Source organism: Acinetobacter sp. GW821-FHT09D10, from assembly GCF_059416285.1.
The window spans coordinates 84,052-105,748 of the sequence record NZ_JBWKOW010000007.1; the positions used below are offsets into that span (position 1 = coordinate 84,052).

Sequence of the window (21,697 nt, forward strand, 5' to 3'; positions counted from 1 at the left end):
CTGACAGCGATTCGGACTCTGACAGCGACAGCGATTCAGACTCTGACAGCGACAGCGATTCAGACTCTGACAGCGATTCTGATTCTGACAGCGACTCTGATTCTGACAGTGACTCGGACTCTGATTCTGACAGCGATTCAGACTCTGACAGTGACTCGGATTCTGACAGTGACTCGGATTCTGACAGTGACTCGGATTCTGACAGTGACTCGGACTCTGACAGCGACTCGGACTCTGATTCGGACAGCGACTCTGACTCTGACAGCGATTCTGACTCTGACAGCGATTCTGATTCGGACAGCGACTCTGATTCTGACAGTGACTCGGACTCTGATTCTGACAGCGATTCAGACTCTGACAGCGATTCTGATTCGGACAGTGACTCGGACTCAGACAGCGACAGCGATTCAGACTCTGACAGCGATTCAGACTCTGACAGCGATTCTGATTCGGACAGCGATTCGGACTCGGACTCTGATAGCGACAGCGATTCAGACTCTGACAGCGATTCTGATTCGGACAGTGACTCGGACTCAGACTCTGACAGCGATTCGGACTCTGACAGTGACTCTGATTCTGACAGCGACTCGGATTCTGACAGCGATTCTGACTCGGATAGCGATAGCGATTCTGACTCTGACAGCGATTCGGACTCTGACAGCGATTCGGACTCTGACAGCGACTCGGACTCTGATAGCGACAGCGATTCAGACTCTGACAGCGACTCTGATTCTGACAGTGACTCTGATTCTGACAGTGACTCGGATTCTGACAGCGACTCGGATTCTGACAGCGATTCGGATTCTGACAGTGACTCGGACTCTGACAGCGACTCTGATTCGGACAGCGATTCTGACTCTGACAGCGATTCGGACTCTGATAGTGACAGCGATTCTGACTCTGATAGCGACAGCGATTCGGACTCTGACAGCGACTCTGATTCTGACAGCGATTCGGACTCTGACAGCGACTCTGACTCTGACAGCGACTCGGACTCTGATTCTGACAGTGACTCGGACTCTGATAGCGACTCGGATTCGGACAGCGATTCGGATTCTGACAGTGACTCGGACTCTGACAGCGACTCTGATTCTGACAGTGACTCTGACTCTGATAGCGACAGCGACTCTGACTCTGATAGCGACTCGGATTCGGATAGCGACTCTGATTCTGACAGCGACTCGGATTCTGACAGCGACTCTGACTCTGACAGCGATTCTGACTCTGACAGCGACTCGGACTCTGATAGCGACAGCGATTCTGACTCTGACAGCGATTCTGACTCTGACAGCGACTCGGACTCTGACAGCGACTCGGATTCGGACAGTGACTCGGATTCTGACAGCGACTCTGACTCTGACAGCGACTCTGACTCTGACAGCGACTCTGATTCAGACAGCGACTCGGATTCGGACAGTGACTCTGATTCGGACAGTGACTCTGATTCAGACAGTGATTCTGATTCTGACAGCGACTCGGACTCTGACAGCGACTCGGACTCTGACAGCGACTCGGACTCTGACAGTGATTCTGACTCTGACAGTGATTCTGACTCTGACAGCGATTCTGACTCTGACAGCGACTCTGATTCGGACAGCGACTCGGATTCTGACAGCGATTCTGACTCTGATAGCGATTCGGACTCTGACAGCGATTCGGACTCTGACAGCGACTCGGACTCTGACAGTGACTCTGATTCAGACAGTGACTCGGACTCTGACAGCGACTCGGATTCTGACAGCGACTCTGACTCTGACAGCGACTCTGACTCTGACAGCGATTCAGACTCTGACAGCGATTCAGACTCTGACAGCGACTCTGACTCTGACAGTGATTCTGACTCTGACAGCGACTCTGATTCTGACAGCGACTCTGATTCTGACAGCGACTCGGATTCTGATAGTGACTCGGACTCTGACAGCGATTCGGATAGCGACAGCGATTCTGATTCTGACAGCGATTCGGACTCTGACAGTGACTCGGATAGCGACAGCGATTCTGACTCTGATAGCGACTCGGATTCTGACAGCGACTCGGATAGTGACAGCGACTCTGACTCTGACAGCGACTCTGACTCTGACAGCGATTCAGACTCTGACAGCGACTCGGATTCTGACAGTGACTCTGACTCTGACAGCGACTCTGATTCTGACAGCGACTCTGACTCTGATAGCGACTCTGACTCTGACAGTGACTCTGATTCAGACAGCGACTCTGATTCTGACAGCGACTCTGATTCTGACAGCGATTCTGATTCTGACAGCGACTCGGATAGTGACAGCGATTCGGATTCAGACAGTGACTCGGACTCTGACAGCGACTCTGATTCTGACAGTGACTCGGACTCTGACAGCGACTCTGATAGCGACAGCGATTCAGACTCTGACAGCGACTCGGATAGTGACAGCGACTCTGACTCTGACAGCGACTCGGACTCTGATAGCGACTCGGACTCTGACAGCGACTCTGATTCGGACAGCGATTCTGACTCTGACAGTGACTCTGATTCTGACAGTGACTCTGACTCTGACAGCGACTCGGATTCTGACAGTGACTCGGATTCTGACAGCGACTCGGATTCTGATAGTGACAGCGATTCGGACTCTGACAGCGATTCGGATTCAGACAGTGACTCGGACTCTGATTCAGACAGCGACTCGGACTCTGATAGCGACAGCGATTCTGACTCGGACTCTGACAGCGATTCTGACTCTGATAGCGACAGCGACTCGGACTCTGACAGCGACTCTGATTCTGACAGCGACTCTGATTCTGACAGTGACTCGGACTCTGACAGCGACTCTGATTCTGACAGCGACTCTGACTCTGACAGCGACTCGGATTCTGACAGTGACTCTGATTCGGACAGTGACTCTGATTCTGACAGCGACTCTGATTCTGACAGTGACTCTGATTCTGACAGCGATTCGGACTCTGACAGCGACAGCGACTCGGACTCTGACAGCGACTCTGATTCTGACAGCGACAGCGATTCTGACAGCGACTCGGACTCTGACAGCGACTCTGATTCTGACAGCGACAGCGATTCTGACAGCGACTCGGATTCGGACAGCGATTCTGATTCTGACAGTGACTCGGACTCTGACAGCGACTCTGATTCTGACAGTGACTCGGACTCTGACAGCGATTCTGACTCTGACAGCGATTCGGATAGCGACAGCGATTCAGACTCTGACAGCGATTCTGACTTGGTTGCGAATGATGATTTGGCAACGCTCGATGCCAATATTGATCCGACGACAAGTTCCGTACCTACACAGTCTAAAACGTCTGTAGTTTTACCTTCTTATGATGGTTTGATTTTGGATTGGACATGGGCTTCGAACAACGCGTTGCAAGTAGAAGTTCCTCAAGGAACATTGCAGGACTTTAATGTAAATATCAGTGGTTTATATGCTGGTGTGGGTATTGTGAGTTTAGGTCTGGATGTTCTTCGCCTAAATGAGAATACGGGAGAATATGAGCTTTATGAGCATATTCCAAATGCCGGAACTGCTTTTGCAGCACTTGTAGGGTTCTATACAGGTGGAACCACAATTAATGACTTACCTGAAGGTAAATATGCCATTGTCATGACAAATGACCAAGGGCTTAACTTTACAGGTTTAGGCTTCCCAACTTTAACCATTCCATCAGGTGGCGTCGCAACTGATTATGGTGAGGTTGTTGTAAGTGGTAACGTCATTGTTCCTGAAGGTCCGGGGGATGTAGCGGATGTCGATCCTGAAGGTCAGCCATTAGTCGTTACACAAGTAATTTCTGAGACTGGTAATACATTAACAGTGAATCAATCTGATAATGGTTTCCAAAAAATAGAAGGGGCCTATGGCGATCTCTATATTGATAAGGATGGGAATTATGAATACATCAGAAATCCGGAAATTCCTAACTCAGTAGGTAAAGTTGATACGTTTACTTATACAATTCAAGATGTTGATGGAAATACAGCAACAGCTAATCTCAATATCAGAATTGATAGTTCTCAAGTAGACATTAACTGGCCAGCTGACCCTACTTTGGATGGTACAGTTGATTTAGTTGCTACTAATGATATCAATGGCGCTCAAGTAGATTACAAAAACTTTGTTGAAACAAAATCGGCAGATCTTGGTTCAATGACGGCTTCGGTTACTCGTACTGGTAGCTTATTTGGCGGTTATACTTATACACGTAATCCTGGAACAGATACTTCAGATGTTGTTACTGTAGATAAAAATGCCTCAGCTGTTTTATCTATCAAAGTTACTACAACTGATTCATCTGGCGCCAATAATGATACCTTCGGTTATAGCGTACAAAAATTGGTAGGGGGTAGCTGGCAAACTGTATATGTTTCACCAACTACAACTTATAGTCATCCATTCCTCGGTGGTTCAAATGCTACGATCATTGATAATAGTTATTCGATACCAGCGGGTAGTGTGGCGACACAATGGCGTGTAGTTTATACAAGTACCGAAAGTAATGAGTCATTCCTTGTTAATGGCACTAATACAACTTCAGTTCAAACTTCAGTTCAACCAACAGTGACGCATTATGATGCATTTACTGCTTCTGGAGAATTTACTCCAGCTACAGGTAACATAATTACTGGTGATAGTGGTAATGGTACTGATGTAACAGGAGGTGTGGGTACTAAATTGTTCGTGGAAAATGCAGCGGGTGTATTTGTTGAAGCTACTGGCCAAACTTTAGTTTACAGTAATGGAACATTAAATATTGCTGCAAACGGTACATATACATTTGCTCCAAATGCCACAGCAGACGGAAGTCAAACTACAAGTTTCAATTATAAACTTATAGCTGCGAATGGTGATGAAAGTAATGTAGCCACATTAACAATTAATTTGGGTAGACATTATGAAACGGGTACTGGAAATGATTTTATTTCTGGTACATCAGGAAATGATGTTTATACAACTGGTACTGGTGCAGATACAGTTATATTTAAGCTTCTTAATGCTACAGATCCTACAGGTGGAAATGGTTCAGATACCTGGAGTGATTTTAATAAAGCAGAAGGAGATAAAATCGATATAAGTACTTTATTATCAGGTCAGTCTGTTAATAATACAAATATTGGTCAATATGTAACTGCTACTCAAGTAGGTACGGATACAGTAATTAGTATAGATAGAGATGGAAGTGGAACATCTTATAATTCTACAGAAATCTTAACTCTTAAAAATACTAATACTACGATTGATGAACTACTGCAAAATAGTCAAATATTATTTTAATTTGATTAATTAAAAAAAAGAGGATCTACGGATCCTCTTTTTATTTTTCTAAATAATTTTTTAAATTAAATATGATATGTTATAATAACTTAAAAGATTTTTTAAAGTGATAATATGGAAATTAATACCTATAGTAAATTTGAGGAATTCAAAAAAAAATTAAAAGATTGGTTATTAATTCAATTAAAAAACCATTCTGAAAGTCAGAGAGATATATGTATTTTCTTATCTGTTGGAAATGAGAAAAAACGCTGTGAAGTATGGAATACTTTTGATGAAAATATTAATACCGTATTAAAAAGAATATATTCTTTTTTAGATAAATTGTACTCTAAAAATAGGGGGTTACCTGAGTTTTTTAAAATAGATTTTGCATATAATATCAGTGAAGAGAGCTGGGAGGATGTTGATTTTTCTGTTTTAAATCAGGAGCATAATAATCATTATAGAAAAGGTATTAGCTTTGACGAAAAATTTCATATATGTTTTTTAGAACAAGAAATATATGGTAAAGCTATTATAAAAGGTATTTCATTTGATAAACCTAATTTTTTTGATGAAAAGAATCTTAATGATGCGATAAAAGCAAAATATAAAAATATTACTAAGTATTTTAAATTAGATGATATAAAAAAAGTGTGGGTTTTTGACACTATAGCTGCTTTTTATGAAAATGGGGTGTTTATTGATTTGCAGACTGTAGGTGTAGCAAATGGAATAAGATGTAATTCTAAAATTAATAAGGCTGAGATCAAAGAGCTTATTATTAATAATGCCGAGTTTTTGTATAATCAAATTATGGATGATGGTCGCTTTATTTATGGTTATTTTCCTGCTTATGATAGGGAGATTAAAAGCTATAATACAGTTAGGCATTGTACATCTTTATATGCATTGTTAGAAACATTGGAAGTAGATTTTAATAAAAAATATTTAGATAAAATTGAAAAATCTATGGAGTATGCATTCCAGAAATTTTATAAAATTGTAGAAGAAAAAGGATTTATGATTGATGGAGAGCAAGATTTAGAAATAAAATTAGGTTCAAATGCAACTGCAATTTTTATGCTTGCTAAATATCAAGAAATAACTGGTAATGATAAGTATCTTAAAAATGCTGAAATGCTAGCAAAAGGGATACAATATATGATTGATGAACATGGACAAACTAGTCATATTTTAAATTATCCTTCATTAAGTGTAAAAGAAAAATTTAGAATTGTATATTATGATGGTGAAGCTGCCTTAGGTCTATTACGTTTATATCAGATTAATAAAAATAAATATTTACTAGATACTGTTAAATTAATGTTTGATAATTTTATTGTTAAAAAATATGATAAATATCATGATCATTGGTTAAGTTATTGTACAAATGAATTAACAAAAATATGCCCTGAAGAAAAATATTTTAGATTTGGAATGAATAACTATCTGAATCACATGGAGTTTATTAAAAATAGAAAAACTGCTTATGCAACATTTTTAGAAATGATGATGTCAGCATATAAAATGGTTTTATATATGCGAGATAATAATTATCTAGATTTGTTTAATGAAGCTAAATTTGATGAGTTAAAAGAATTAATTAAATATAGAGTTGAATTTCAGTGTTCTACCGGTTTCTTTTATCCAGAATTAGCGATGTATATGGCTAGGCCAGATAAAGTTAAGAATGCATTCTTTGTTAGACATGATCGTTTTAGAGTACGAATAGATGATCAAGAGCATAATTTGTCTGGTTTAGTGGCTTTTTATAATTATTTTGAGTGACATATGAAAAGACAATATATAGAGCTAAAAGAAACTATGGGTGAAAATAATATATTTTTTACTCGTAATGGTAACTCAAGATTTCTTGATGAAGATTTTATTAATTTTTTAGAAAAAGTAGAAATTGAACCTTTTTGTGCATTTTTAGTCGGTAACAATATTTGGAGTATGGGTGCATTTTCTTATAGTTGGTCTCTATTGCCAATTACGACTAAAGTGGGTCGGTATTGCTCAATAGCAGAAGGAGTGAAAGTACTTGGTTTAAGGCATCCTCATGAATGGCTTACAACCTCAGCAACAACATATGATCGAAATTTTATAATTTATCAAAAATATTTAGAAATAAATAAGGTGGATCAAAATGCACGAAGGTTACCAAATAATCCTGAATTAAAAGTACTGGATATTGGACATGATGTTTGGATAGGGGCAAGAGCGTTGTTAAAACCAACTATAACTATTGGAAATGGAGCTGTAATTGCAGCAAATTCAGTCGTTACAAAAGATGTACCTCCTTATGCAATTGTCGGTGGCAATCCTGCAAAAATTATAAAATACAGATTTGATGAAGATACTATTAACCGGTTATTAAAATCAAAATGGTGGGAATATGGATTTTCAGATATTCAAAATCTAGAAATAGAGAATATTCAACAGTTTTTGATTGAATTTGATTTGAAAAAAAGTAATTTAGAAAAAATTAAATTAGAAAAGTTAATAGTGGAGTAAAGTATGAACACTATTACAAACATAGATACTAAAGTAATAGGATTAATCGAATTTAATTCAATTATGAAAAAACTTGAGAGAATTTCGGCTAAATCATTGTCAATCTTTATCGTTGATGAAGAGCATAGCATTGAAGTTTATTCTAAGAATACAAGTATAAAAATTGTACCTGGCTCAGTCGTAAAGCTATTAACATTATTTTTAGTATTTGATTTAAATATTTCTTTAAGAGAAATTATAAGAATTAAAAAAAATAATTTAATAGTTGGAAGCGGTTATAACTTGTTAGAAAATGATCTTATAACAATTAATGACTTACTTAAGAATATGATATTTAAGTCAAGTAATACGAGTGCTGAAGTCTTAAAGGAATTAATTGAAGAAAAAACAAATGTTTCTTATGAGGAACATGCAAGAAAAGTAATAAGTAGAATTGGGATGAAACTTACAAACATTGTAAATTCACATGGCTTATATAAAAACAAACAATATACAACTGTTGATGATTTATTGAAACTAGTTCTTAATATATTGAAGAATAAAAAAATAGAATCTTTCTTATTTTATAATCATCAAAGTATCGTTGTTCAACGGAATAAGAATTATATCAATATTGATTTTGATTCAAATGAGAAAAAATTTATTAAAACAGGAACTCTTTTTCCAAATGTATTTAATAGTGTACAGATAGTAAAAATAAGCAATAAATATCTTATTGCTTGTCTAGGGTATTCAAAAGATGATCACAGTAGATTGATTGATCAAGAAATGATTAATGATTTAATTGGAGTAATATAATGTCTATATTTGGAATTTTAAAACCAGCAAAGAACTTAACTGATGTAGAAGAAATCTTCATTATTGTTGCCCAAAGCCGAGGTCATGAAGCTTATGTTTTTACAGCAAAAGATGTATGTTTTGAAACTGAAAAGGTAGTAGGCAAGACTATACTAAATGGAAAAGTTTTAGAAAAAGAATTTAACTTTCCTCATGTAATTCAAAATAGGCTAGCTGTTAAGGCTGAGGATAAGGAAATATATCTAAAACTAGCAGAAAAAATTCCTTTTACATCAAATAGAATTGGAACAAAAAAGAATGTTGATCTAAAATTAAAAAAAATTGAAGATATCAATGAATTCTTGATAAGTGTTGAGGACTGTAAAGAATTTGATGATCTTTTGAATGCAGTTCAAAAATATAAAAAAGTGATATTAAAACCCTTATCAAGTAATCAGGGAAAAGGGATTTTTTCTGTAGAATTTTTAGATAAAAAATATATTGTAAAGCAGTTGGATAAAAGAAATGAGTTCAATAAAAATGAACTTAGAAATTTTTTTGATAAAGATATTAAGAATAAAGGTTATTCCCTCAGTAAATATTTTAATAGTTCTACAAACAATTCACTTAATACAGTTTTTCGCATGCAAATTAGTAGAGGGGCTGGGGGTAAGTGGAAATTAATAAAATTCTTTCCCTATGTAAATATCAATAAAAATATTGATATTACAAATGGTATGCAAGGAGCATTAATCACTACGCGTGAAAAAATGTTTTTAGAACAATATTATCCAAATTCATTTGAGAAAATTAATAAAAGTATAAAGAAAATTTTCGAAAAATTTCCTCTCGCTTTCCAAAAGCAATATGCATGGCGCTTAGATTCGCTAGGTTTAGATTTAGGCATTGATCAGGAAGGAAACATTGCTATATTTGAGGTTAATGCAGGTCCTGGAATTGGATTTATGGCTTACCCTGTAGCAAAAGCTCAGGTTGATTATTATGAATGGTTACAAGAAAATGCCAAACCACCTTTCAAGAATAACTTTTTACCTATCAATTTAAGATAAGAGAATTATAATGTTAAAGGAAAAGGGTATATATATGCTTTATCCTGCAATTAAGCAGGAAAAGAATGGTCTATTAATTGCACTAATTAAAAGAGCAGATTTATTTAGTAGAAATGGAGTTAAAGTAAATATATGTACTCTTTCTTATAATCCTATGGTTAATCTACTTTATAAGGATTTATATTTAAGTGGTTTGTTAGATTTAGAAGTAAATGAAAATATTAATTTTTTTAATTTATACTCTTTTTATCAAAAAAATGAATTTTCAATTAATTTTGAACCTGAAGAGAGTTATAAATTTAGCATCGAAGAAAAAAATATTGAAAGTGATAGTTTAGGAAATATTAAGGTCTTTGATGATAAAAATAAACTCTGTAAATATTATGTTAAAAATAAGCAAGGACTTTTAAGCCATATAAATATTTTTGAATCTGGCCAAATAGTTAAAAGATTGAAATTTAATGAAAAGGGAGTTTTGAGCTCATCACAAGTCTTAGATAGTAATAGATTAGTTATCACAGAAGACTTCTATGATATTAACAATCATCTTGTTCTATCAAGAAATTATAATAAGGAAGGAAAGATAGTTAGTCTATATCTGTATGGAGAGGAGGGTATAATTTCACGAAAGTTTAGTTCAGAAATTGAATTGTTTGAATATACATTATCTAAAATAAATGTGAATGAGCATAAGGTTTATATTATTGATAGAGCTATAGTTTTTGCAAAAAATATACTATTGAATAAAAAAGAAAATTCTACTGTGATTGGGGTTATTCATGCTGCACATTACTCAAAAGCTAGAGAAAAAGATTCAAAACCTAATGCTCACTACAATAGTTATATCGAAAACTTAGAGAAAATAGATCATCTCATTTTTCTAACGGAGAAACAAAAAATAGATTTTAGCGAGAGATTTGGTTCTTATTCTAACTATACAGTTATCCCTCATTTTTATAAAAATACAACATTTGAAAATAGTTTAACTTCACCACAGAAATATCAATGTGTATGTTTGGCAAGGTTTGATAAAGTAAAACGTTTAGATCTACTTATTGAATTATTTAGTGAAATTCATAAGAAAATTCCTAAAGCAAATTTAGATATTTATGGCTTCGGGCCTGAGAAAGAAAATTTAAACAAAATTATAAAAAATAATAATTTAGAGGGTATTGTTCGGCTGCGTGAATTCGTTTCTGATGTAAGTTCAATACTTAAAAATGCAGATCTCATGTTGTTTACTAGCGGATCCGAAGGATTTTGTATGGCTATATTAGATTCTTTGAAGAATAATTGCCCAGTAATTTCTTTTGATATTGATTATGGTCCGAGTGAAATGATTATTAATGACTATAATGGTTATTTGATTGAGGATAACGATACGGAAAAATTTATTAATACTACGGTCGAATTATTAAGTAATAGAGAAAAAATAAGTTTATTCCATAAAAACTGTGCTAAATCTGTATGGAGATTCAATGATGAAAATAATTTTAAACTATGGAAAAATCTTATTTTTAAATAATGCTTTAAAGATTATTTTCTTATTTTTGATCTCATCATTTAGCTTAGCATGTCTAGCTGGAGTCAAAGAAAATATGACTATAAAAGAAGAGAAAAAATATTATAAATCTGGAAAAATTAGGGTGGTCTATACTCTGAATGAGATAGAGCAGACAGATGCTAATAAAAATAGTATTCCAGATTATGTAGAAAACATTGCAATTCAAGCTAATGCAACTATAGATGCACTTGACTATCTAGGTTTTGTTAATCCTCTCAATAGCCCTAGGTATAATTCTGAAGTAAATTATATTGATATTCATGTAGTTAGTATAAATTATAATGGTATTGCCTATGATAAACCCTATGTATACAGTTTTGATGGGCCTAAAAGAAACAAGGCTTTGTTGATTAAATTAAATAGTAGATTAAAAAACTTTCCCGGTAATTATTGGACAGTTGTTGCCCATGAGATATTTCATCTTTATCAATATGGGTATAGTCCATTAAAACCAAGTTGGTATCTTGAAGGTATGGCAAACTGGTCAGAAAGATTATTAAGAAAAGATGACATTGATACAAAGGGGAGAGTTCTTTTACCAACAAGTAGTAGCAGTTTACAAAATGATATTTACCAAGTACCTTACAATAAGTTGTGGTATAGATTAGCTTTTTTGACTAAAAAGAATGACAGTCAATTGAATTTACCAGATAGCATAATAAAGCGTACGTATGTTGATGGTAGCTTAGTTTTTAAAGATAAGTCTCTCTCTGGCTACATATTTATGAGAAATTTTTTATCAAATTTATCATTAGTAGCAAGTGACCGAAATGTATTACTTCCATTAAATAGATATAATAATTTTTATAACTCTGCAATAATCATTAAATGTCTTAAAAAAACAATCATAGAATCAGGGATAAAACTAAATTCTGATGAGAAGGATTTTTTAACTTTGTAATTATTGGTGCCTATAATTTATTTTATTAAACCTTTAAATAATAAATCACCTATATTTAATTAATTTTAGATATAATATTATAAAATAGGTTTTATTCTTGTATTTTTTATAGAAGTATAGTTATTCAAAATTTTAAAAAATAGTACTTTTTCATAAAAAAGTGACTTAAAAAATAGTGTATTTAAAACATAATTTTAAAACATTTTTTAAGTTATGTATGAGCTTATTGTATGTAAAATAAGGATAATTTTTATCCTGTAGAAATTTATTTTGAACTTAATTAATTTGTAATTGATAAAGCATAATTCTCATGTGAATATAATCTTGAGGATGTTGTTATACAACTTTCTTCATATTTCAGGTTTAAGTGATATTCACTAAGTCCACAGCCTTACAGGATGTGGACTCTTCTTAATTAATAAAGAATTTAAAATTATATTGGTTTCTTTTATTGTAATTTAAGAACGCATAGTTGAATTTAACTTAAACCTATTGTAATAATATATCTATTATTAATAATCCTAATTCTATAAATTTTAATTTAAGATGGATTTTATATAAATGGATGATTATATATTTAACATGAGGATTAAAATTAATGAAGAATTTACTTCTATTTCAAATCGTATTTTCATTAACACTAATCTTGACGGGTTGTGTAAATCAGCCATATGGTCATCAATCAGTTTATTCACCAGCTTCTATTAATACTATTGCTAGTCATAAATTGTATTTAATATCAGAAAAATCAAACCACCCTGGCTTTGGGACGGGAGAGGTTACAGAAGATAAAGCCTCTCAATATGCAAGTAATCATAAGAAGACAGTAATTTGTGATAAACATCATTATTATGCTGCCAGTAATGTTATTAGTGATCTGAAACAGACAAAAATTATTCTGGTAAGTGGTGAAGAGATTAATGTTTCTAAATCATGCTGGGTAGAAGATGCAAACCCAAAAAATTCAATTTATGTTTCTAAATCATCTGTTAGTCACGGTTTTTGATAGTTAAACAGATAAAAGGAGACTAAGCCTTACTCGCTTGGTCTCATTATAATTCATTCAAATAATTTTTATTTAAAGATTTAGCTGTTTAAAGTAAAATAATTAATTGAAGCGATAGCCTGAAAATAATTTTTGTATAACTTTATATTGGAATCTATTATTTTGTTTTTTTCAATTTTTATTAAGTAGATCTTATTACCATTTACTTCTTTTCGTTTTGAAATATATTCTATAGCTAAGCCAATTTCATTTTTTTCATACTTGTTTATTTTGTTTAAGTTTAATGTCACTAGAAAAGTAAAAAAACCTATTTCTTTCATTTTCTCTGCATAGAAGGTGGCATAAGTTCTGGTACTTTTTATTAACCCTGTATCAAAAATAATAATAGTTGGGAAGGGTCCAATTCCTTTCGGAATATAAATATCACCTGTTGCTGAGCCTATTGAGGACTTCCAAAAAATATCATTCATATTAAATATTATCATATTTTAAAATAAATAAATTTTCATAATAGATGCTTTAAAAGCATAAAGTTGCTTTTGTTAAAAGCTGAAATTTATAAATTTAAAATGGTTAGTTTATTAAGAAAATATTTGAAATAAATTTACACTATTAACTTTTTCTTAAAAGTTAAGTCGTTTTATTTCATGGAAAACAACTCTACGATGTAAATATAATATAATCAATAGTAAATCTATATAAATTATATTTTTACATAAAGTGTTGTGTTTTAAATTATTGATAATAAATATTATTTTTATTGAATTATTTGAGAGTTAACTAATTATGTTTTTATAGGTAGAGTAATCATGATGAAAGACATAAAACTAATTTTAAAGAATTATAAGAAAAACTAACTTAAAATAGAATTAATTATATCCATTCTTGATAATAGTATCTAAATTTCAAGCATAAAAATAAATAAATAAAATTATATTTCAATAGCTTATCTAATTTTTTTGCTTGAAATTTAATTAAGCTCATTTAGAGGACTAATACTATATGATTCATAACTCTTCCTTTTTATATTATTCCATATGTATGTCATAGATCATTTAATCCAAAATATTTAATAATTACAATGCATTACTTTTCGATGCATTGTTTAAAATTCTCTGAATTACTGTTCTTGTAACTGCAAATTCTTTAGCGAGTGAATATACGCTGTAGCCTTTCTTAAACAATTCAATTACTCTATTTTTTTGTTCATTATTTAATATTTCTGGACGACCAACTTTTCTTGTTGGTTTGTGATCCTTGAATTTTTTATTGTCAGCCTTAAATAATTTCTCAAATTCAGCTGATAACTTTAAAAAATGAAGAAAGAAAATTTTTAAGTCACCATTAATTTCATTTTTAGAGTAATCTAGGCATATCAGCCGGATTTTTTTTTGATCAATTTTATCAACTATTCCTAAAATTTCTTCAAAGCTATTTCCTAAGCAATCCATGCTTTTTATCACTAAAATATCACCTTCTTCTAAAGAGTAACTTATTAAATTAAGAAATTTATCTCTATAAGCAATAGATTTATCAACAGATACTTCTTCTACTACTAATCTATTCTTTTGGATTTTATAGCCATACTCACTAAAAAAAGAGATATACCTAGAAAATTCAAATTGCAAATTAGGCTCTATTCTAACATAGGCATATGTACGCATATTAAAACACCAAAATTAAACAAAAACAAAACAAATATTAGCATCTTATTTTTTTAAAAAAAACATGAACTAAATCACAAAAGTGTACTATACAGTGTTTAAAACATAATAATTAAGTACATAGTTAAATAATTACTTTTTTCAAATTTTTATTAACTTCCATAATCATGTTACCTAATAATTTTATTGGCTTTTTGGGTTTAGTATATTGTATATTAAATTAACTAATTACTTAAGCTACTCCTGAATTTAATATAAATTTGATATTAAAATCTAGTTTTATTTTTTATTTGAACTAATTTGAATGCACAAAATATAACAAAGTAATAAGTTGTTAGTTGTAAGATTATAGATGTTTGATGTAGGTATTTGATTTTTAATGATTTGTATGTTTATTTTATTTTATTTTTGATTGTGTGTTTAAATTTATTGTAAATTTAAAACATAGTTTTAAAACAATTTTAGGTAATATATTATAGAAATTAATTAGTTTATTATTATAAATATTTTGTCACTGTGTTTATGATATTTTGAATGTTTTATTTAAAGTGGATATTTGATTTAATGTCTAGTGATATTTAAGTTCTTGTTGATGATTATAATACTGATATTTAAGACCGAAATTGATGATTGATTTAACGGGCAAATGTTTTTGTGTTTATATAATATTTTTTTATATTATATTTTAATTGTTTTGGATGGTGGTAATATAAGAAAATTTATACTAGTATAAAATTATAAATTTAAGACATTAATTATATAACAAACAATAAGTGAAGCTCTAAAAGTATCTAAAAGAAACTCTTCGATTTGAACATACTTTGGAAATACACTTCACATGACTCTAAGGGATAGGGGGGGAGCATGCGTATTTATGCTTATATGCGGGTTAATTCTAATATTGATGAATTAGACAAAGAAAAAGAATCTTTTATTTCATTGTTAAATACTTTTAATCATAAAGTTCCATATAGTAGAGTAGTACTGGAATTGGCTTCAGTTGATAAGTCTATAACTTTACGGACTATATTTTTTAATTTGATTAATTATTCTTTAGAAGAGGATGATTTTTTAATTGTTAAAGGAATTGACTGTTTAGGGAATAGTTTTAAAGAAATATTATCTACAATTATATTGATTGAAAAAAAACAAATCAAATTGATTATTTTGGAATATTTTAATTGTGAGTTGAAAGAAAGTATTAGAAATGATTTTATTCATTTTATAGAAATTTGCATTAGTTTTGAAAAACTTTTCTTGCTCGATCAATCTACACAAAAGAATCATAGATTATCTAAAAAAGTAGGTAGACCCGAAAAACTAACAAACGAACAAAAACAGGAAGTTATTAATAAATTTAAAAAAGGATTTAGCGTATATTCTTTAGCTAAAGATCTTGCTGTATCAAGGACTGTAATACAAAGAATACTTGAAAAATCCAGTAAATAAATATAAAGGTTAATATGGGGTTTTTATATTGTGATTAATAATTGATTAAAATATTTTTTGATTATTTTAGTGATTTTTATGTATTAAATTGTGTTTTAATTTTTAATTTAATAGTTATTAAATAATATTTTTATTTTAAAATTAAATTCATATTGATGTTTTTATTTTTCTATTGATATTGTTATGTGTATTTTGTAGCCCAACTTTAATTCATTGAAAGTTATATTACTTGACTATGCGATTAATTTATACGATGCGTTAACTTGAAGTATAGATATGAGTATTGATTTAGATAAATGGAAGTGTCCTGTATGTAATGGTTTTATAGCGGTTGATCATTCAAAAATTCAAAAAGAAGATGCAGTACAATTTGTATTTAGACGAATAAATAATAATGATTCCTTCTACTTTATTTATAGAGTTGGTTTGGTCGTTGATCGAAAAGAAAAGTTACTAACTATTAAGTATAAGGATAGGCTATATAAATCTCTCGATAGTGATACTTATCCTGTAAATGCTCCAGCTTTTATTGTCTATAATATGTTTTGGATTTGTGGTTGTTAGTTTTTGAATATTAAAAAAACGCTTATTTTTTGTTTAGTTAAAACTACTCTGGGTTTTTATGGTTGCAATTTATGTTATTGATTTTTAAAGTTTATTTTAGTTGTATTGTATGTCGGATCTGTTTGAGCTAGTGAATTATACTTTAAATAAAAAAAACCGCTATCAATAGCGGTTTTTATTGTTTGGCAGATGCCGTCACATGACACATATGTTGTCATTTTCCATTTCAGAAATTCAAAAGCTTAGCGATCAATACGACACATAATGACAATTTCTGCGACACAATTATTGTCATTTTCAGAGTTTTGCGACACATAAGCTGTCATTTTATAAAAAGCTGTTCTTTCATAAGTAACTTAGGAAGCGTTTCAGTTTAATGCTAAAAGATGATCGCTATATATCGTTAGTATATGTTCGTAAACAGGATGGATCCTATAGTTAGTAGGGAGATAACACCCTGATTAACCATCAATTAACACGACGTGCTATGTCGCGTTAATTGATGGTTAATAGTCATATATCTAATTATTTCTGATAATGTTTAGAATGACGATCACTTAGCTAAACGGATATTTTTATGCAGAGCAATATCAATAATTATGGCTTAAAAAACATTGTGTTGCATAACTCTTACATCAGAAGTAAGCGTTCATTGGTTAAGTGTGATGGTCACACAAACATTACCGGTGCTAATGGTGCTGGTAAAACCTCACTGCTGCACCTAATTCCAATCTTTAACGGAGCAAAACCAAATCAAATGGTCAGCAGGAGTGCTGGCAAAAGTAATTTCCTGGATTATTACTTACCTAATTATCAAAGCATGATTGTGTTTGAGTATTTGCGTAAATCAGGTCTGTGTTGTGTTGTTATGTATAGACATAGTAGTGAGAAGCATTGTTATCGCATTGTGCAGGGAGGATTAGACGAAACTTTATTTTCCGAAAAATATAATGTTTTGTTTACTGCGGGTGCTGATGCATCAACGATTTTGAATACGATTAGAGCTGATGGAATTAAAGTCAGTAATCAATTCGATAATAGTTTGGATTACGCTGCAATCTTGCATAATGATAAAGAGCGTCTGCGAAGGGACCGAAGCTTACGAGTCGCTGCTGCTGACTTTTCGATTTGTGATACGAAACATGAGTTAAAGTTTCTTGGCGAGTTCTCTCGTGTTCCAGTTAATAAGGGACAGTTGATCGTCAGTTTTAAGAACATGCTTGTCGAATCCTTTTTAAGTGATGATGTTTCAATAACAAAAAAACCAGAACATGAAAAAAATATAACAATTATCCGTGATATTAGGAGTTTAAATGCATTCAACAAAGAAAAAGTAAAACTAGAAGATGGCATAAAACAGCAGCATGTTATCAGAACAACTTTAAGTGATTTGGCCACGGCTCGAGCTCAATCACAACAAATGCAAGTTCAATTCGCTGAAGAATATTCTGATAAAGAACAACAAATAACAGTCATCAAGCAGAGGGCAGATGAAGAATCTCAACAATTGTTGCAGGAGAAAAATAGGATTAGTTCAATGACCGCTGATTTAAGTGGTAAGTTAACTAGTTGCTCGAGGAATTTAATTTTACTTGAAGAACAACAAGATGAATATCAACGGATCAATATTCTCCAAAAAATAACCGAATATGACTCACTGCAAGTATATGAACAAGAGTTGAGAGAGGCCAAAACACATTTACAGCACTTGCAGGAGTCGCATCAACAAATTATCAATAACTTTGAAAGCAACAAAAGTACAGTGCTTCAGAATAGTATCACTTCGATAAAAGCTATTCGTCTTAAAGTTGATGATTTGAAGGACAAAAAGGAGGAGGTAATTCGTCAACGTGATGCTGCACTTGATGAGCGCCGCGACTTGAATGCTGGAGAGTTAAAGAAGTTAGAAAATGTGCAAGAATTGGCGCTGGAAACAGTTTTAGAGCGAATAAATAAACTCTTTGATGAGATTGAGTCTAATCAGAAGTCAACTGATGAAGAAGCCCAGCAAATTACCAATTCTAAAATGTTAGCGCAGCAACGTTCAATTGAATATTTGGAACAACAATCCAAACACCAGAAATTAACTGAGCAAGTTGAAGCAACAGGAAGAGCTGTGACTTTAACACAAAAGGACTTTGAAATTGCTGAACGGGTTTATAAACAACATGAAATTAAAATAGAGGAATTACGTAAAGAAATTAATTCGGAGAACACTTTAATTAGCTTCCTACGAGACAGTGAAGATCAGAACTGGAAACATACTATTGCAAAGGTTATTTCGCCTGAATTATTGGCGCGTAAAGATCTAAAACCCGAGTGGGTGATAAATGGTTTAAATGATTCTTTTTATGGTCTAAATTTGGATACTAGTTTACTTCCTATTCCTCAACAGGCTGAGTCAATTGATGAGTTGAAGATACGTTTAAATCGTCAGATCGAAATCACCCAAATTGCTAAGAAAACTAGAGATGATAGTGAAGCTATTGCTAAAGCCAGATATAAGGAAAAGACTGCTCTAGATACAGAGTTGACAGAGGCTAGTACTGAATTACAACGTAGGAAAAGTCGCGTTGATGAGGCTGAACAAGCAGTTAAAACTTTACAGGAATCCATACTCAGTCAATGCACATTAAGAAGTAGAGAATCGCGCAAAGCATTAAAACAAGAACAAGAAAATGAAAAGCTGATGCGTAATGACCACAAAAATGCAAAAGCAGAACTGGAGTTTAGCCATAAGAAACAATTGGAGCATTTAAAAGTATCTTTTGACAATCTGAATATGGCCAATGACAATAATCTAGCTATCCTACAAACTCAAATAATCAGTATAGAGACGAATAAAGAACAACAAATTAAAGAATTGGAACAAGCTAAAAAACGTGCATTGAAAACTGAATCAGCAGATACAGATGCTATTCAGAATGCGGAAAATAGGCAAATTGCTGCGCATAAAAAAGTCGATTTGATAATGTCATATGCCGCTAAAATTACTGAATATAAAAAGTGGTTGGAAACTGAGTTTTCTCAAAAAAATGACTTAGAAACTAATAAATTTGAATTTGAAGCTGAATTAAAGCGTCTGGTTGTTCGGGTGGGTGCAATTGACCAGAAACTAAAGGACATAGAAGAAAAGGCAGGCTTAGAAATTACCACAATCAATAATAAACTTGTTCAAATAGATACTAACCAGAAAAAACTGTCGAATTTGGTTAAATTAATCTCCGAGAAACTGGATGATTTTCCAGAATTTAAAGCGATACATGACAACCTACCTTTAGATTTTGAATGGTTTATTGATAACACTCATGAAAAGTTGGATGGTTTTAAGCTGCAATTGAAAGCGCTCAAAGATGCTTATTATGCTGTATTGAAAGCATTAAAAGCGGCCACAGGTAGTGAACTTGAACAACAGTGGCTAAATCGAATGTCGAAATATGCTTTTAGAGTAGACAGTGCTCCGTATTATCTGAGTGCAATGAGTGAAGTTGAGGAAATGTACCATTATGATATTCCTCAGAAAGTAGAAGTAGTCATCCATGTATTTGAAGTGATCTCAAATTCCTTTGTCAGCTATTATCAGTCTTTACGCCAGTTTAAAAATAAGGTGGAAACAGTATCACGTGAGCTAAGCAATCAAATTAACGGTACTAACCCATTTACTTTTTTGGACGAAATTAACATTAAACTGGAACCAAAGATTGATAGATGTGGTTTTAACAGCGATTTAAAACAATTTGTGATGGAGTGGGAACCGTCAGCAGATAACTTTAATGCCCTGCCAGATGACTCACTTCTTGATTCGTTTGATAGGGCGTTACGTGTGTTAGATAGTTCTAAGTCCATAACGAATGATATTGGCTCTTTGGTTGAGTTAAATATTAACTTCACTGAAAATGATCGATATGTTGAGGTAAGAAATGATAATGACTTTGAAAACTCTAGTAGTACGGGCATCTCACGTTTAGCTATTTTGGTGATTTTTACCGCCTTAGCAAGAAAGTTATGTCCTGATCCAGATGTTATTATTCATTTACCAATCGATGAGTTGGGGCAGATTGACACGGTAAATTGCGGTAAATTGCTAGATTTTATGCGTGAGCGAAACATTAATTTGGTTTGCGCTCAACCCAAAATGGACGATATTTTAGGGAAATATTTCACTTGTAAGAATGACATAGATAAAAAAATGGGTGTCCGACACTACATTGCTAGGTCAATTGTTCAAGATAATCCATTATTAAATCAGCATCAATCTAGCAATAAAATTAATACTCAAATCATGGAGATCGCTGATGAATAACGAAGCTTTTTCCGAGATTGTTCACCTACTCATTAGTGGTGAAGTTATAGATAACCTTTGCTTTACGCTACATTATCAACGGCTGCTAGATAATGTCTTTTTTGATGAGATGAATGATTTTCTGCACAAGATTGACCGTAAATGTGTAAAAACTCATGATGGATATGGGTTTTATGCAGTATATCTGAATGTCCAACAGCGTAAGGTTCAAGATAGCATAGAGTCACATTTTAATGCTTTCGTCAGCAAAATTGAACCACTTGTAGAATGGGTACGCTTGTGCCGCTCTCTGCACTCAGAAAGTAAACCTCTTGCTTATAACGATATTATAACTAAAGGCCATTTACTCTCAGCGATTGAGCAATCAGAGTATCTACAAAGTCGTTTGAAAGAAATTATTAAAAAACTAGGACGTTCCAATACTGCTAGTTCATCTCAAGAGCACTTGGAGAGCGTGCTGAAATATCTGACCGCTGAAAATTATTTATTTAATACTGGTAGTGACACTGGTTCAGTTTATGTCGCTACGGCTAAATGGTCTTTGTTCTATGAACAGTTAGAGTATATTGCAGCATGTGAACAAATTAAGTCAGACTCAGATAGTCAACTAAAGCAAGATGCTCTTTTATAATACAG

15 protein-coding genes are annotated in these 21,697 nt (G+C 32.8%); 13 read left to right on the forward strand and 2 right to left on the reverse strand.

What is annotated here, in order from left to right:
- From AC07M3_RS15215 to AC07M3_RS15255, 9 genes are all read left to right on the forward strand, one after another.
- Positions 1-3,297 (forward strand): hypothetical protein (locus AC07M3_RS15215; protein WP_494599135.1); only part of this gene is annotated, 3,297 nt, incomplete at its 5' end.
- Positions 3,210-5,261 (forward strand): BapA/Bap/LapF family large adhesin, encoded by a 2,052-nt coding sequence (locus AC07M3_RS15220; RefSeq protein WP_494567683.1) that lies wholly within the window; start codon positions 3,210-3,212, stop codon positions 5,259-5,261. The genes AC07M3_RS15215 and AC07M3_RS15220, both read left to right, overlap by 88 nt.
- A 114-nt stretch (positions 5,262-5,375) precedes the next feature.
- Positions 5,376-7,034: a poly alpha-glucosyltransferase gene (locus tag AC07M3_RS15225; protein WP_494567684.1), complete on the forward strand. Its 1,659-nt coding sequence runs from the start codon at positions 5,376-5,378 to the stop codon at positions 7,032-7,034.
- Positions 7,035-7,037: 3 nt separating this feature from the next.
- Positions 7,038-7,763 carry a CatB-related O-acetyltransferase gene (locus AC07M3_RS15230; protein ID WP_494567685.1) on the forward strand — a complete coding sequence of 242 codons (726 nt, stop codon included), beginning with the start codon at positions 7,038-7,040 and terminating at the stop codon, positions 7,761-7,763.
- 3 nt (positions 7,764-7,766) lie between these two features.
- Positions 7,767-8,561: a serine hydrolase gene (locus AC07M3_RS15235; protein WP_494567686.1), complete on the forward strand. Its 795-nt coding sequence runs from the start codon at positions 7,767-7,769 to the stop codon at positions 8,559-8,561.
- Entirely contained in the window at positions 8,561-9,610 is a 1,050-nt protein-coding gene (locus AC07M3_RS15240) for a YheC/YheD family protein (RefSeq protein ID WP_494567687.1), read from the forward strand. The genes AC07M3_RS15235 and AC07M3_RS15240 overlap by 1 nt, the downstream gene beginning before the upstream one ends.
- A 10-nt stretch (positions 9,611-9,620) precedes the next feature.
- Positions 9,621-11,135, forward strand: coding sequence for a glycosyltransferase (locus AC07M3_RS15245; protein WP_199991229.1), 1,515 nt, complete (start codon positions 9,621-9,623; stop codon positions 11,133-11,135).
- The gene (locus tag AC07M3_RS15250; RefSeq protein WP_494567688.1) at positions 11,089-12,075 is read left to right on the forward strand and encodes a hypothetical protein; all 987 of its coding nucleotides are present in this window, start codon (positions 11,089-11,091) and stop codon (positions 12,073-12,075) included. Before AC07M3_RS15245 ends, AC07M3_RS15250 begins: the two co-directional genes overlap by 47 nt.
- A 598-nt stretch (positions 12,076-12,673) precedes the next feature.
- Positions 12,674-13,081 carry a hypothetical protein gene (locus AC07M3_RS15255; protein WP_494567689.1) on the forward strand — a complete coding sequence of 136 codons (408 nt, stop codon included), beginning with the start codon at positions 12,674-12,676 and terminating at the stop codon, positions 13,079-13,081.
- A gap of 80 nt (positions 13,082-13,161) precedes the next feature.
- Here AC07M3_RS15255 and AC07M3_RS15260 read toward each other — a convergent pair whose 3' ends face one another.
- Both AC07M3_RS15260 and AC07M3_RS15265 read right to left on the reverse strand, forming a co-directional pair.
- On the reverse strand, positions 13,162-13,551 hold the full coding sequence (locus AC07M3_RS15260; protein WP_307012898.1) for an alpha/beta hydrolase: 390 nt from the start codon (positions 13,549-13,551) through the stop codon (positions 13,162-13,164).
- 606 nt (positions 13,552-14,157) lie between these two features.
- Positions 14,158-14,745: a recombinase family protein gene (locus AC07M3_RS15265; RefSeq protein ID WP_092709357.1), complete on the reverse strand. Its 588-nt coding sequence runs from the start codon at positions 14,743-14,745 to the stop codon at positions 14,158-14,160.
- Between the two features lie 864 nt (positions 14,746-15,609).
- On the opposite strand from AC07M3_RS15265, the gene AC07M3_RS15270 reads away from it, so the two are divergent.
- The 4 genes from AC07M3_RS15270 (at position 15,610) to AC07M3_RS15285 (ending at position 21,692) form a co-directional block, all read left to right on the forward strand.
- On the forward strand, positions 15,610-16,194 hold the full coding sequence (locus tag AC07M3_RS15270) for a recombinase family protein (RefSeq protein WP_133747999.1): 585 nt from the start codon (positions 15,610-15,612) through the stop codon (positions 16,192-16,194).
- A gap of 270 nt (positions 16,195-16,464) precedes the next feature.
- On the forward strand, positions 16,465-16,758 hold the full coding sequence (locus tag AC07M3_RS15275; RefSeq protein ID WP_494567732.1) for a hypothetical protein: 294 nt from the start codon (positions 16,465-16,467) through the stop codon (positions 16,756-16,758).
- 577 nt (positions 16,759-17,335) lie between these two features.
- Entirely contained in the window at positions 17,336-21,061 is a 3,726-nt protein-coding gene (locus AC07M3_RS15280; RefSeq protein ID WP_494567690.1) for an ATP-binding protein, read from the forward strand.
- Complete coding sequence (locus AC07M3_RS15285; RefSeq protein ID WP_335957024.1) at positions 21,054-21,692, forward strand: condensin complex protein MksE; 639 nt, start codon at positions 21,054-21,056, stop codon at positions 21,690-21,692. The genes AC07M3_RS15280 and AC07M3_RS15285 overlap by 8 nt, the downstream gene beginning before the upstream one ends.
- Positions 21,693-21,697: the final 5 nt, after the last annotated feature.